At 63.3% G+C, this 13,426-nt stretch carries 11 protein-coding genes and 1 tRNA gene; 8 read left to right on the forward strand and 4 right to left on the reverse strand.

Features of this window, described 5'->3' with window-relative positions:
- Positions 1-139: 139 nt before the first annotated feature.
- The 4 genes from B0G62_RS20315 (at position 140) to B0G62_RS20330 (ending at position 3,172) form a co-directional block, all read left to right on the forward strand.
- Entirely contained in the window at positions 140-1,045 is a 906-nt protein-coding gene (locus B0G62_RS20315; RefSeq protein ID WP_103706011.1) for a hypothetical protein, read from the forward strand.
- Between the two features lie 150 nt (positions 1,046-1,195).
- Positions 1,196-1,660: a DUF2214 family protein gene (locus tag B0G62_RS20320; protein WP_103706012.1), complete on the forward strand. Its 465-nt coding sequence runs from the start codon at positions 1,196-1,198 to the stop codon at positions 1,658-1,660.
- Between the two features lie 301 nt (positions 1,661-1,961).
- Positions 1,962-2,912, forward strand: a complete 951-nt coding sequence (locus B0G62_RS20325; protein ID WP_103706013.1) for a hypothetical protein — start codon at positions 1,962-1,964, stop codon at positions 2,910-2,912.
- On the forward strand, positions 2,912-3,172 hold the full coding sequence (locus B0G62_RS20330) for a hypothetical protein (protein WP_103706014.1): 261 nt from the start codon (positions 2,912-2,914) through the stop codon (positions 3,170-3,172). The genes B0G62_RS20325 and B0G62_RS20330 overlap by 1 nt, the downstream gene beginning before the upstream one ends.
- A 93-nt stretch (positions 3,173-3,265) precedes the next feature.
- Here the strand turns inward: B0G62_RS20330 and B0G62_RS20335 are convergent.
- From B0G62_RS20335 to B0G62_RS20350, 4 genes are all read right to left on the reverse strand, one after another.
- Positions 3,266-3,340 (reverse strand) — tRNA-Val (locus B0G62_RS20335).
- A gap of 49 nt (positions 3,341-3,389) precedes the next feature.
- Positions 3,390-4,136: a DNA polymerase III subunit epsilon gene (dnaQ, locus tag B0G62_RS20340; RefSeq protein ID WP_103706015.1), complete on the reverse strand. Its 747-nt coding sequence runs from the start codon at positions 4,134-4,136 to the stop codon at positions 3,390-3,392.
- A 62-nt stretch (positions 4,137-4,198) separates the two neighbouring features.
- A complete protein-coding gene (gene rnhA, locus B0G62_RS20345; RefSeq protein ID WP_103706016.1) occupies positions 4,199-4,648 on the reverse strand; it encodes a ribonuclease HI in 450 nt (149 codons plus the stop codon).
- Positions 4,645-5,466 (reverse strand): class I SAM-dependent methyltransferase, encoded by an 822-nt coding sequence (locus tag B0G62_RS20350; RefSeq protein ID WP_103706017.1) that lies wholly within the window; start codon positions 5,464-5,466, stop codon positions 4,645-4,647. The genes rnhA and B0G62_RS20350 overlap by 4 nt, the downstream gene beginning before the upstream one ends.
- 20 nt (positions 5,467-5,486) lie before the next feature.
- On the opposite strand from B0G62_RS20350, the gene gloB reads away from it, so the two are divergent.
- The 4 genes from gloB (at position 5,487) to carB (ending at position 13,338) form a co-directional block, all read left to right on the forward strand.
- Complete coding sequence (gene gloB, locus B0G62_RS20355) at positions 5,487-6,350, forward strand: hydroxyacylglutathione hydrolase (RefSeq protein WP_103706018.1); 864 nt, start codon at positions 5,487-5,489, stop codon at positions 6,348-6,350.
- Between the two features lie 153 nt (positions 6,351-6,503).
- Positions 6,504-8,156 carry a transglycosylase SLT domain-containing protein gene (locus tag B0G62_RS20360; protein WP_103706019.1) on the forward strand — a complete coding sequence of 551 codons (1,653 nt, stop codon included), beginning with the start codon at positions 6,504-6,506 and terminating at the stop codon, positions 8,154-8,156.
- A gap of 624 nt (positions 8,157-8,780) precedes the next feature.
- Positions 8,781-9,923 carry a glutamine-hydrolyzing carbamoyl-phosphate synthase small subunit gene (gene carA / locus B0G62_RS20365; RefSeq protein WP_103706020.1) on the forward strand — a complete coding sequence of 381 codons (1,143 nt, stop codon included), beginning with the start codon at positions 8,781-8,783 and terminating at the stop codon, positions 9,921-9,923.
- Between the two features lie 160 nt (positions 9,924-10,083).
- Entirely contained in the window at positions 10,084-13,338 is a 3,255-nt protein-coding gene (gene carB, locus B0G62_RS20370; protein ID WP_103706021.1) for a carbamoyl-phosphate synthase large subunit, read from the forward strand.
- The last annotated feature ends 88 nt before the right edge of the window (positions 13,339-13,426 follow it).

The raw sequence follows: 13,426 nt of genomic DNA on the forward strand, positions 1-13,426 counted from the left end.
GCGGGCAATGTCCCTATAATGGCCGTTCCGCGTCAACCGCGGCTAGCTCATGAAATCAGCGCAAGACCACAGCGACAGCTTTGCATGGGACCCGAGTAAGGGGCTGAAACCCCCACTCCGATCGACACAGGAGAGAGCCTTGCCGAGAACCCGACCGACGCGCGCCGCCACCGTTCCCGGTGCCGGGACGCTGTTCGCGCTGCGCGCGATCGGACTCGTCATTCTTGCGCGCTGGCTCCACTCGATGGGGGAGATGAGCCACTTCCTCACCGCGCTGGAGGCGATGGCGTCATCGCCGGTCGCGTGTCTGAATATCGTTTTTCTGTTTCTGCTGATCGTGTTGCCTGGCGCCAGGGCGCGGGTCGAACGGCCGTTCCATCCGCTGCCGCAATGGCTGCGTCAGGCGTTGCGTTTCTTCGGCCTGCTGGGGTGCCTGTTCGCGCTCTGGTCGATTGGCGCGTTTGTCTGGTTTGCCGGCTGGCGGCGTGCCGTGCATGCCGTCGCCGAAACCAACGGCTGGCTCGTCGTCGCCCCCGCGCTCTATGCGGCCGTCGTGTGGATTTGCCGACCGCGCGCGCTGTGGCGCACCAATATCGCGGCGCGCCGCTTTGCGCTCGGGCGCTATGCCGTGTCGATCGACGCGGCCACGCGCACGACCATTGTCTGGCTCGAAAGCCGCAAGCTCGGGCAGTACGATGCGCGCGAGTTGTCGGTGCGCTGGCCGCAGGGCGCACAGGGTCAATCTGCTGCGAGTCGTGCCGTGGCTGCGACCGTTGCGCCCGACGATATCGTGACATCTACGGTTGTCGATGCGCACGCAACGGTTGCGCCGGCCGCGGCGCCTGGCACGAGCCTCGTCCCCGTTGTGCCCGCGCGTACGCAAACGCACACGCGAACTCGCGAACTCCGTCCGAAAATCGAATTGTTGTGGGATTCGCCGGCGGCGGCCGGACACAACCGTCAGACCGTATTCCGCGTGCGTCTCGCGACGGTGAGCGACCGCGAAGCGGCCCGCGCGCTCGACAACGCGTTGAGCCAGGCGTAAGTGATTGTGCCCGGTCGGCTGGATCGACCGCGTAGTTTGACCGACCGTTAAAATTTCAGGCTGCACCGCTTCACGAGCCGTTCCTGCGCGAAGTTGCATCTGCTTCGATTCGCGCATGTTTGCCGATCCCGTCGTCTCGAAGGAGTCGCAATGCTCATACGCTGGTTGCTGGCCGCCATCCATCTGCTCGCCTTTGGCTTTGCGCTCGCCTCGATCCTGCGGCGCACGCGCGGGCTGCGCCGCTGCACCTCCACCGAAGACCTGCCGATGATCTTCCGCGCCGACAACGGCTGGGGCGGCTCGGCCGTCGTGCTGATCCTCACTGGAGTCGCACGCGTTTTTGGCGGCTTCGAGAAGGGCGCTGATTATTATCTGCACGCGCCGCTCTTTCACGTGAAGATGGCCGCGCTCGTGCTGATCCTGGTGCTGGAGATCGTGCCGATGAGGGCGCTGGTGCGCTGGCGTTTGGCTGTGAGCCGTGGCGATGTGCCGGATCTGACCGCCGCGCCGAAGTACGCGCGCATTGGCGTGTGGCAGACGGTGTTGCTCGTCGTGATGGTGTTTGCGGCGGCTGGGATGGCTCGGGGGATTGGTGTGGAGGCGGGCGCGGAGTGAGGCGTCTGACGCTTGCCTCAGTTTCGTGTGGTCACGAAAACCTCCACCAGTGGCGCCCTGTCACGCTAAAACGAGCTTTGGCATGGCGCGCTTTACGCCATATTTTGCACCATTGTCCTTTGGCAATCCGTCCACAAGAACTGCGCGTAACGTGAAGAATCCGGAGCATTGCGGCAGTACGCCGCGGCTGCTTGCGCTGTTCACCGGATGCTCAACGCATCAAATGTGTTCCGCTCGATTTGGCGCAAGGATGGTCGCCTGGTGACGTGCTAATAAGCACGCACAACCAGGCGGAGGTCATATGTCGTTACCCGAATGGGGCCATTCTTATAATGCGCTCTATGTGCCGCTCAAGGGCGGTTGGCAGTGTGCATTGGTGCCCGCTAGCGATATTGAAGAGGTGGACCGCGGCTGGAAGCTTCCTTATGAGGAGCGCCAGGAGCGTGAAGAACAAATAGCGCAGGACCGTCGGGATTTCGATCGGCTATTCCGGGTTAGCATTTCTCGCAGAGCAGCGCGTATCTCTGGTGAATTCATTGCCTACGCGAGCTTCATCGGCAAGCATGTACGCGGGCGATGGCCCACACCAATCGACGGCGAAGACATCACGCGCATCCTGCGTGAAGCGGTTCGCGGTGGCCTGATCGTTCCCGCCATCGACCGCAACTGGAGTGGCAGTACCGGCGTATCGAAGCGCTATGCGCCGCAAACCCGGCACGAAACGAATCGGAGCGGCGGTGGTGGCGCCGTCACCGGTACGCCGCGCACCAGGACTTTTCACGAGTCGGTGATGGAATCGATGGGCCTCGATGCCGACGGCGCAACGGCTTACATCGAAAAGTACAACGCGATGGTCGCGCGCATCGACGCAATACTGGCAACGAACGCCGCCAAACGCGCAGCGGCCCTGGCGGCCAGCTGGGGCGACGATTCGCCGGGCGTGGGGCAGGCGGCAGGCGCGGTGCCCGGCGACGAGGGCAACGACGATCTGCCCACCGACGATACGGGCGAGACCTCAACGTCACTCGGCGACGCCCAGCCATTCGAGTATCACGGCGATTCATCCAGGAGCGGCCTGATAGAGCTTGCTGTGCGCGGTGTGAGTGAGGAAGATGAGGCTGGGTGTTTCTCGCAGTACGAGCGGGACCTCGACCTGTGCGAAGCGCTCGGAGGCCCGATGGGCGGCGAGCGTGGAAAGGCAATGTGCAAACAGAACGCGTTTCAGAATTACCAACAATGTCGAGGATATTGATGGCAAATCATCCCCCATACTCTGTCGTTCTGACCTATTCGGAGGAGCGTCAGCAATTGACGGTTCAAACCGTTGACCGCAACAGACTGGCCCCGCATGTTGCCGGAAAGCTCGAAATGCCGATCCTGCTGGATGAATACGACTTCAAGCTCGATGATGAATTTGCGCGTCGACTCGGTGTCGCCGTGCTCAACCTCATAGCGCTTGGTCAACCCGATATCAGGCAGTACATGTCGGTGACGCAGCAACCGAAGGAATGAAGGCAGTCGCGCGGCCGACAATGAAAAAAGCCCCGTTGCTTGCGCAACGGGGCTTTTTATCTTCGGTGCTTGTCTTTACCAACACCAGAATCCTGGTGGGTAGTACTGGGATCGAACCAGTGACCCCTGCCGTGTGAAGGCAGTGCTCTACCGCTGAGCTAACCACCCGAAGAGATTGAAATTATGCCGGGCATTTTCAATCTTGTAAAGCCCTTTTTTAAGTATTTTGCGCAGTCGCGGTAATCTCTTCTGCGGGCATCGGTTGAGTACGCCAGACCGACGTCCCCTTGACCGCTTTGTCGAGACCGTCGAGCAGCGCTTCATGCGCGCTCAGTTCGTCGGCGCTTGCCGCAATCACGGGGAGCGCGAGTGTATCGAACTTCACGCGCGGCGTCGCGACTGCGCCTGCCGTTTCGGTGGCGCTCGACATATCGATCACGAGGCTTTCCTGGCCGCGCGTCATCGCGAGGTAGACCTCGGCGAGCAGTTCCGAGTCGAGCAGTGCGCCGTGCAGCGTGCGGTGCGCGTTGCTGATGCCGAAGCGGTCGCACAGCGCGTCGAGCGAATTGCGCTTGCCCGGGAACATCTGCTTGGCCTGCACCAGCGTGTCGATCACTTCGCCGCAATGTTCCAGGAAGCGCGGTTTGCCGACCAGCGCGAGCTCGGCGTCGAGAAAGCCGATATCGAACGGCGCGTTGTGGATGATGATGTCGGCATCGCGAATGAAATCGAGAATCTCGTCGACGACTTCGGCGAACTTCGGCTTGTCCGAGAGGAACTCGGTCGTGAGGCCGTGGACGGCGAGCGCGCCCGGATCGCTATCGCGTTCCGGGTTCACGTAGAAGTGCAGGTTGTTGCCGGTCAGCCGGCGGTTCAGCAGTTCGACGCAGCCGATTTCGATGATGCGGTCGCCCGTGCGGGGGTTCAGGCCGGTGGTTTCGGTGTCGAGAATGATCTGGCGCATGGCGTGTCGGGCGTGAAGCGAAAGTATGGGGTAGCAAGAGAGGCGAGGGCGGTGCGCCCGGCTCAGAGTTCGTTGAGCGTGGCGACGCCGCGGTTCGCGAGCGCGTCGGCGCGTTCGTTCTCCGGGTGGCCGGCGTGGCCCTTGACCCAGCGCCATTCGACCTGATGCTGCGCGACGAGGGCGTCCAGACGCTTCCACAGGTCGTCATTCTTGACGGGCGTTTTCGCGGCCGTCATCCAGTTCTTCTTCTTCCAGCCGTGGATCCACTCGCTGATGCCTTTCTGCACGTATTGCGAGTCGGTATGCACGATCACCTTGCACGGGCGCTTGAGCGCTTCGAGCGCGGCGATCACGCCCATCAGCTCCATGCGGTTATTGGTCGTGCCGGGCTCACCGCCGAACAGTTCCTTTTCCTGGGTGCCAAAGCGCAGCAGCGCGCCCCAGCCGCCGGGGCCGGGGTTGCCCTTGCAGGCGCCGTCGGTAAAGATTTCGACGAAATCGGATGTACTCATGAGTCCTTGTTGCGTGTAGGGGATGGCGTGGTGGCGGCGGCCTTCAGGCTCGGCGCCAGCACGGGTTTCTTGACCTTCAGCGGCCCGACGAGGCGCATGCCGCGCACGCGCTTGATCGCCGTCACCATATAGACCGCGCCGAAGATCGCCCACCAGCGGTCGCCGGCGGCCTCCATAAATTCATAACGGCCCAGCCACTTGTCGGTCGAAAGCGGCGGCCGGTAGCAGCCAAAGCGGCCGCGCTCGAGCTCGAAGCCGAGCAGCTTGATCCAGTCCTTCAGGCGCGTGAACGCGATCAGATCCTGGCGGGCCGGCAAGAACGGGTGCCCCGTGAGCTTGCTCGCCGATTGCCGCGCGCCCCAGAGCGACAGCGAATTGAAGCCGACGATCACCAGTTGGCCTTCGGGCATCAGCACGCGTTCGGCTTCGCGCAGCAGGCGATGCGGGTCGCTCGTGAATTCGAGCGTGTGCGGCATCACGATCAGATCGACGCTCTGCGCCTCGAACGGCAAATCGAGATAGTCGCACCAGACCGTACTGCGTCCGGACGGCGCATGCAGCGCCGGCGCACGCGGCGGTTCGGCGCCAGGCACGGTGTAGGGCGCGCTTGCCGCGCTGGCGGCATCGAGCACGAGGCCGCGGCAGGACATGCGGTTTTCGCGCAGCGCATCGAGTTGCGGCAGACCAAGCTGCAGCGCATGGTAGCCGAACACGTTCGACACCATGCGGTCGAGCTGTTCCTGCTCCCAGCCGAGCACATACCTTCCAGCCGGCGAAGCGGTCCAGGCGGGCCAGTCTATAATCGTTCGGTCAGACATGTCGAAGAATACGTCGCCCCATGAAGAGTCCGCTTGAGCACGCGAGCGCGCCGGTCAATCACACCGGCGCAACGGCCGCTGAACTCGAATACATACCGGTTCCGGCTTTTGAAGATAACTACATCTGGGTCGTGTCGGACGGCCGCAATGCCGTTGCCGTCGATCCGGGCGACGCCGCGCCGGTTCGCGCCTGTCTGGCGAAGCGGGGCTGGCGGCTCGCCGCTATTTTACTCACCCATCACCACAACGACCATGTCGGCGGGGTCGCCGATCTCCTTTCGGATGAGCGCGTGCCCGTGTACGGCCCGGCCGGCGAGGCGCTCGGCCCGCTCGACGCCTTCGTCACGCGCGTGAAGGGCGGCGACGCCGTGCATCTGGACGCGCCTTCGCTCGATTTCAGGGTGATGGACGTGCCGGGCCATACGCGCGGCCATATCGCTTATTTTCAGGACGCGGATAGTCGTGGTGCCAGCGGCACGCCGCATCTCTTCTGCGGCGACACGCTGTTCGCGTGCGGCTGCGGGCGCCTTTTCGAGGGCACGCCCGCGCAGATGCTCGCATCGCTCGACTCGTTCGCGGCGCTTCCGGGCGCCACCCAGGTGCACTGCGCGCACGAGTACACGTTGTCGAATATCCGCTTTGCGCTGGCCTGCGATCCGCACAATCGGGCGCTGCACGACTGGAGCCGCGAGGCGGCCGCGCTACGCGAGCGCGGCGTGCCGACCTTGCCGACCACGATCGCGCACGAGCGTGCGGTGAACCCCTTCCTGCGCGCCGACGACCCCGCCGTGCAGGCGACGCTGGCCGAGGCGCTGCACGAAACGGTGCCGGACCGGCTGGCCGCTTTTACGCTGATGCGCGAGTGGAAAAACCGGTTCCGCTAACCCACTGAACTGCGTGGGTATGCTCAACCCAAACGTATGGAACGTCGTCCAAGCTGCGGATTTTCATGGTTTTTTTCCAATTAATCCGATTGACGGAAACGTGTGCGTTACGTACTATCGGCTGCAAATTCCAGCCATTGCAAGTAGACGTTCATGCGATTTATTCTAAGCGCGCTGCTGGTCCTCATGCTCGCCGCCTGTGCGAGCGGGGGGCCGAACGCGAATTCAGCCAGTTCACTTTCTCCCTCCGATCCGCAGGCCCGCGCCGACGCGATCCGCAAGACCTCCGCCGCGAAAGAAACGATTAACGTCGATCAAGGTTCGGTCGACCAGCTCACGAGCCCGGACGCCGATCTCTGGGGCCGCATCCGTCGCGGCTTCCAGATGCCCGATCTGCAAAGCGATCTCGTCGATATGAACGCCCAGTGGTATGCGCAGCGTCCGGACTATGTCGCGCGCATGACCGAGCGTTCGCAAAAATATCTGTACCACATCGTCGAAGAGCTCGAAGCGCGCCATATGCCGACCGAGCTCGCGCTGTTGCCGTTCATCGAGTCCGCCTACAACCCGCAGGCGCTGTCGGTCGCCAAGGCCGCGGGCATGTGGCAGTTCGTGCCGGGCACCGGCAAGACCTATAACCTCAAGCAGAACATGTGGCAGGACGAGCGCCGCGACGTGCTGGCCTCGACCAGCGCCGCGCTCGACTATCTCTCGCGCCTGCACGACATGTTCGGCGACTGGTATCTGGCGCTGGCCGCCTATAACTGGGGCGAGGGCAATGTGCAGCGCGCCATCGCGCGCAACCAGGCGGCCGGACTGCCGACCGACTACCAGAGCCTGCGTATGCCGAGCGAGACGCGCAACTACGTACCCAAGCTCCAGGCGGTCAAGAACATCGTGATGAACCCGCAGCAGTACGGTCTCACGCTGCCCAGCATCCCGAACCACCCGTATTTCGTCACCGTCACCACCTCGCACGATATCGACGTGGATGTCGCCGCCAAGCTGGCGAACATGACGCCCGACGAGTTCCGCACGCTCAATCCGTCGTTCAAGAAGCCCGTCATTCTGGGCGCGACCGATCCGCAGATCCTGCTGCCGTTCGACAATGCCAGCGCCTTCGAGCGCAACCTGAAGTCGTATTCGGGCCAGTTGTCGTCGTGGACGGTCTATACGACCGACGCGCGCACGACGCCTGCGGCCATTGCGGAAAAGATCGGCGTGGATGCGGACACGCTCATGTCGGTCAACAAGATTCCGGCGGGCATGCGCCTGAAGCCGGGTTCGACGCTCGTAGTGCCGCGCACCGACGATGCCGACGACGAAGACATCAGCGCCGACGTGGCCGAAAGCGCCGTGCTCGCGATGGAGCCGGACGTGCCCGACACGCGCAAGATGCTGATCCGCGTGCGCCGCAAGCAGTCGATGGAAATGGTCGCGAGCCGCTACGGCGTTTCGGTCGGGCAGCTCAAGGCGTGGAACAAGACGCGCCGCGATGCCGTGGCACCTGGCCAGGTGCTCGTGCTGCACGTACCGGTCGGCAAGGCGATGCCGAGCGAACCGGGGCCGGAGCGCCTCGCGACCAACGTTTCGGGCGGTGGTGTGGAGCGTATTGGCACGCGCGTCGCGGAGTCGGGTTCGAAGTCGCGTTATGATAAGAAGCACGGTCGCGCACGCACGGAAGTCGTGAAGGTATCCGAGCCAGTCAAGGAAAAAGCTTCCAGCGCAGCGCCCAGCAAGGCGTCGAAGGGTGCGGCAAGCCGCTCGAAGGCCGAAACCCACACGCAGAAGCACAAGTCCAAATAGCGGCTGGCTTAGGGTGTTCAGCCGTGCGTTGCGGGGGCAACGCATGGTGGTTTCGCTCCGATCACTTGGGCTATTTCAACGCCGTCATCCCGCCGGATGACGGCGTTTTCATTTGTGCCGCGAAAGAGAAAGAGTGGGGCAGACCATAAGCTGTCCCCGAATAACCGCGCCGCGGTGTCCGCGTGGGGCGCCTATAGTGATAGGCGATGAAAAGCGCTGCAGCGCGCCCGGGGTCCAGCAGAAAATTCGGGCGCGTTCCAGCCGCATTTCACACGGTTGTCATCTCGAAATTTGGAAGGAAGGCTCATTTCACGCTATAATTCGAAGGTTTGAGCTTATCAACCCGCACCCTAGCGCCTACCTCTCCCCATCCGTTCATCCGCCGCCCGCGCTTTCCACGTCCAAGGCTGGCTGCCGCCCGATCAAGCGCCACAAACGCTCCATTCTGGCAGGCGCCCGACGCAGTTCACTGCGAGCCTGACGACACCGAATAGCCGCGCAAGGCGCGCGCCGCGCGCGCATCTCGTCCACGACGCCGATGCCGACGCCGCAGCCGCGCCCAGGTCGCAAGATCGCAACGTCGGACAACAGGTCGGCACAGGGTGCTCCCCCAAGGAGTCTCCCGTGTTGCCGTCATTCTCTCCCGCTCTGCTCGCGCTCGCCGACGGCACGGTCTTTCGTGGTTACTCGATCGGCGCGCCCGGCCATACGATCGGTGAAGTCGTGTTCAACACGGCCATCACCGGTTATCAGGAAATCCTGACTGACCCGAGCTACGCTCGCCAGATCGTCACCCTCACGTATCCGCATATCGGCAACGTCGGCGTCAATGCCGAAGACGTCGAAGCCACGAAAGTCCATGCCGCCGGCCTGATCATCCGCGATTTGCCCGTGCTCGCCTCGAACTTCCGTATGGAGCGCACGCTCGGCCAGTATCTGAAGGACGAAGGCGTGGTTGCCATCGCCGGCATCGATACGCGCAAGCTCACGCGCATCCTGCGCGACAAGGGCGCGCAAAACGGCGCGATCCTTGCCGGTTCCGACGACGAAGCCAAGGCCATCGAACTCGCGCGTTCGTTCCCGGGGCTCGCGGGCATGGACCTGGCGAAGGTCGTCTCGACCGACAAGGCCTACCCGTGGAACACCACGGAATGGCATCTGGGCGAAGGCTACGGTACGCAGTCGGCGCCGAAGTACAAGGTCGTCGCGTTCGACTACGGCGTGAAGCAGAACATCCTGCGAATGCTGGCCGAACGTGGCTGCGATGTCACGGTGCTGCCGGCGCAATCGACGGCTGAAGACGCGCTCGCGCTGAACCCGGACGGCGTGTTCCTCTCGAACGGCCCCGGCGACCCGGAGCCGTGCGATTACGCGATCAAGGCGGCGCAGGCATTCATCGAGCGCGGCATCCCCACGTTCGGCATCTGCCTCGGTCACCAGATCATGGGTCTCGCCGTCGGTGCGAAAACCCTGAAGATGAAGACGGGCCATCACGGCGCGAACCATCCGGTCAAGGATCTGGGCGATGGCCGCGTGGTCATCACGTCGCAGAATCACGGTTTCGCGGTGGACGCCGCTACGCTGCCCGCGAATGCGCGCGTCACGCACGTGTCGCTGTTCGACGGCACGCTGCAAGGGTTCGAGCTGACCGACAAGCCCGCGTTCTGCTTCCAGGGCCACCCGGAAGCGTCGCCGGGTCCGCAGGACATCGGCTACCTGTTCGACCGCTTCACGGCGCTGATGGACAAGTCGAAGGCGGCCGCGTAAGCGCTGCGCAGGCGCTGCACGGAGCCGAAGCGAAAGAGTAGAGCAGGGTGCGCAGCGAGCCGGTTTGAAGCAGTTTGCAAACACGGCCCACGCGCGCACCCGGGCGGCAAGATGTAAGCCGTCAGACGTAAAAGACACAGGAATATTTAGCGAGAGCGTTATGCCCAAGCGGACAGACATCAAGAGCATTCTCATCATCGGCGCGGGTCCGATCATCATCGGCCAGGCGTGCGAGTTCGATTATTCGGGCGCGCAGGCGTGCAAGGCGCTGCGTGAAGAAGGCTACAAGGTCATCCTCGTCAACAGCAATCCGGCGACGATCATGACCGACCCGAACACGGCCGACGTCACCTACATCGAGCCGATCACGTGGGAAGTGGTGGAGCGCATCATCGAGAAGGAGCGCCCGGACGCGATCCTGCCGACGATGGGCGGCCAGACCGCGCTGAACTGCGCGCTCGACCTGCATCACCACGGCGTACTGAAGAAATATAACGTCGAGCTGATCGGCGCATCGCCGGAAGCCATCGACAAGGCCGAAGACCGCCAGAAGTTCAAGGACGCGATGACCAAGATCGGTCTCGGTTCGGCGAAGTCGGGCGTCGCGCACTCGATGGAAGAGGCGCTCAAGGTGCAAGGCGAAATCGCCGAAGCCACCGGCACGGGCGGCTATCCGGTCGTGATCCGTCCGTCGTTCACGCTCGGCGGCTCGGGCGGCGGCATCGCGTACAACCGCGAAGAATTCGAAGAGATCTGCAAGCGCGGTCTCGATCTGTCGCCCACGCGCGAACTGCTGATCGAAGAATCGCTGCTCGGCTGGAAGGAATACGAGATGGAAGTGGTCCGCGACAAGGCGGATAACTGCATCATCGTCTGCTCGATCGAAAACCTCGACCCGATGGGCATCCACACCGGCGACTCGATCACCGTTGCACCGGCGCAGACGCTCACCGACAAGGAATACCAGATCCTGCGCGACGCCTCGCTCGCTGTGCTGCGCGAGATTGGCGTGGACACGGGCGGCTCGAACGTCCAGTTCTCGATCGACCCGAAAACGGGCCGCATGATCGTGATCGAAATGAACCCGCGCGTTTCGCGTTCGTCGGCGCTGGCATCGAAGGCTACGGGTTTCCCGATCGCCAAGGTCGCGGCGAAACTGGCTGTCGGCTACACGCTCGACGAGCTGAAGAACGAAATCACGGGCGGCGCAACGCCCGCATCGTTCGAGCCGACGATCGACTACGTCGTCACGAAGATTCCGCGTTTCGCGTTCGAGAAGTTCCGCGAAGCCGATCCGCGCCTCACCACGCAGATGAAGTCGGTGGGCGAAGTGATGGCCATCGGCCGCACGTTCCAGGAGTCGTTCCAGAAGGCGCTGCGCGGTCTTGAAGTGGGCGTGGACGGTCTGGACGAAAAGACCACGAGCCGCGACGAAATCATCCGTGAGATCGGCGAAGCCGGTCCGGACCGTATCTGGTTCGTGGGCGACGCGTTCCGTGTGGGCATGACGCGCGAAGAGATCTTCGAAGAAACCGCGATCGACCCGTGGTTCCTCGCGCAGATCGAAGAGATCATCAAGAAGGAAGCCGCGGTCAAGGGCCGCACGCTCGCAAGCCTCACGAAGGACGAGCTGAAGTACCTCAAGCAAAGCGGTTTCTCGGATCGCCGTCTGGCGAAGCTGCTCGGCGCGAACGCAGCGGATGTGCGCAAGCGCCGTATCGAGCTGAACGTGCGCCCGGTCTACAAGCGCGTGGACACGTGCGCGGCCGAGTTCGCGACCAAGACCGCCTATATGTACTCGACCTATGAGGACGAGTGCGAGGCCAACCCGACCAGCAACAAGAAGATCATGGTGCTGGGCGGCGGCCCGAACCGGATCGGCCAGGGTATCGAGTTCGACTACTGCTGCGTTCACGCCGCGCTCGCCATGCGCGAAGACGGCTACGAAACCATCATGGTCAACTGCAACCCGGAAACGGTTTCGACCGACTACGACACGTCCGATCGTCTGTACTTCGAGTCGCTCACGCTCGAAGACGTGCTCGAAATCGTCGACCTGGAAAAGCCGGTTGGCGTGATCGTGCAGTACGGCGGCCAGACGCCGCTGAAGCTCGCGCTCGACCTCGAAGCGAACGGCGTGCCCATCGTCGGCACGTCGCCCGACATGATCGACGCGGCCGAAGACCGCGAGCGCTTCCAGAAGCTGCTGCAGGACCTGAACCTGCGCCAGCCGCCGAACCGCACCGCGCGCGCCGAAGACGAAGCGCTCAAGCTCGCCGACGAAATCGGCTATCCGCTTGTCGTGCGCCCGTCGTACGTGCTGGGTGGCCGCGCCATGGAAATCGTCCACGAGCCGCGCGACCTCGAGCGCTACATGCGCGAGGCCGTGAAGGTGTCGAACGATTCGCCGGTGCTGCTCGACCGCTTCCTGAACGACGCGATCGAATGCGACGTGGACTGCATCTCCGACGGCACCGACGTATTCATCGGCGGCGTGATGGAACACATCGAACAGGCCGGCGTGCACTCGGGCGACTCGGCTTGCTCGCTGCCGCCGTACTCGCTGTCGCAGGCCACGGTCGACGAACTCAAGCGTCAAACCGCCGCGATGGCCAAGGCGCTGAACGTCGTCGGCCTGATGAACGTGCAGTTCGCGATCCAGCAAGTGCCGCAGGACGATGGTTCGAAGAAGGACGTCATCTACGTGCTGGAAGTGAACCCGCGCGCGTCGCGTACCGTCCCGTACGTGTCGAAGGCGACCAGCCTGCCGCTCGCGAAGATCGCGGCGCGTGCGATGGTCGGCCAGAAGCTGGTGGATCAGGGCGTGACGAAGGAAGTGGTGCCGCCGTACTTCAGCGTGAAGGAAGCGGTGTTCCCGTTCATCAAGTTCCCGGCCGTCGACCCGGTGCTCGGACCCGAAATGCGTTCGACCGGCGAAGTGATGGGCGTGGGCAAGACGTTCGGCGAAGCGCTGTTCAAGTCGCAGCTCGCGGCGGGTTCGCGTCTGCCGGAATCGGGCACCGTCTTCATCACCGTGATGGATTCGGACAAGCCGAAGGCGGTCGAAGTCGCGCGCATGCTGCACGAACTCGGCTACGCGATCGTCGCCACGCGCGGCACCGCAGCCGCGATCGAGGCCGCGGGCGTGCCGGTGAAGGTCGTCAACAAGGTGAAGGACGGCCGCCCGCACGTCGTCGACATGATCAAGAACGGCGAGATTTCGCTGGTCTTCACGACCGTCGATGAAACGCGCGCGGCAATCGCCGATTCGCGTTCGATCCGCATGAGCGCGCAGGCGAACAAGGTCACGTACTACACCACGATGTCCGGCGCGCGCGCCGCCGTCGAGGGACTGCGTTACCTTAAGAACCTGGAAGTCTATGATTTACAAGGCCTCCACGCTCGCCTAAACTAAGGCTTCGATTGCCTGTCCAATATTAACGAGGCAGGCAAACATAGCTGAATGTGCCGCGGTTAAGCGGCGTCCCAACAGGGCTTTGAGG

The organism is Paraburkholderia eburnea (assembly GCF_002917095.1).
Lineage (GTDB): Bacteria > Pseudomonadota > Gammaproteobacteria > Burkholderiales > Burkholderiaceae > Paraburkholderia > Paraburkholderia eburnea.

What these genes read in the sequence shown, in the direction of transcription:
- B0G62_RS20320 (WP_103706012.1), top strand. Translation starts at nt 1,196, where the DNA reads ATGCTCATACGCTGGTTGCTGGCCGCCATCCATCTGCTCGCCTTTGGC.
- B0G62_RS20325 (WP_103706013.1), top strand. Translation starts at nt 1,962, where the DNA reads ATGTCGTTACCCGAATGGGGCCATTCTTATAATGCGCTCTATGTGCCG.
- B0G62_RS20330 (WP_103706014.1), top strand. Translation starts at nt 2,912, where the DNA reads ATGGCAAATCATCCCCCATACTCTGTCGTTCTGACCTATTCGGAGGAG.
- dnaQ (WP_103706015.1), bottom strand. Translation starts at nt 4,136, where the DNA reads ATGCGCCAGATCATTCTCGACACCGAAACCACCGGCCTGAACCCCCGC.
- rnhA (WP_103706016.1), bottom strand. Translation starts at nt 4,648, where the DNA reads ATGAGTACATCCGATTTCGTCGAAATCTTTACCGACGGCGCCTGCAAG.
- B0G62_RS20350 (WP_103706017.1), bottom strand. Translation starts at nt 5,466, where the DNA reads ATGTCTGACCGAACGATTATAGACTGGCCCGCCTGGACCGCTTCGCCG.
- gloB (WP_103706018.1), top strand. Translation starts at nt 5,487, where the DNA reads ATGAAGAGTCCGCTTGAGCACGCGAGCGCGCCGGTCAATCACACCGGC.
- B0G62_RS20360 (WP_103706019.1), top strand. Translation starts at nt 6,504, where the DNA reads ATGCGATTTATTCTAAGCGCGCTGCTGGTCCTCATGCTCGCCGCCTGT.
- carB (WP_103706021.1), top strand. Translation starts at nt 10,084, where the DNA reads ATGCCCAAGCGGACAGACATCAAGAGCATTCTCATCATCGGCGCGGGT.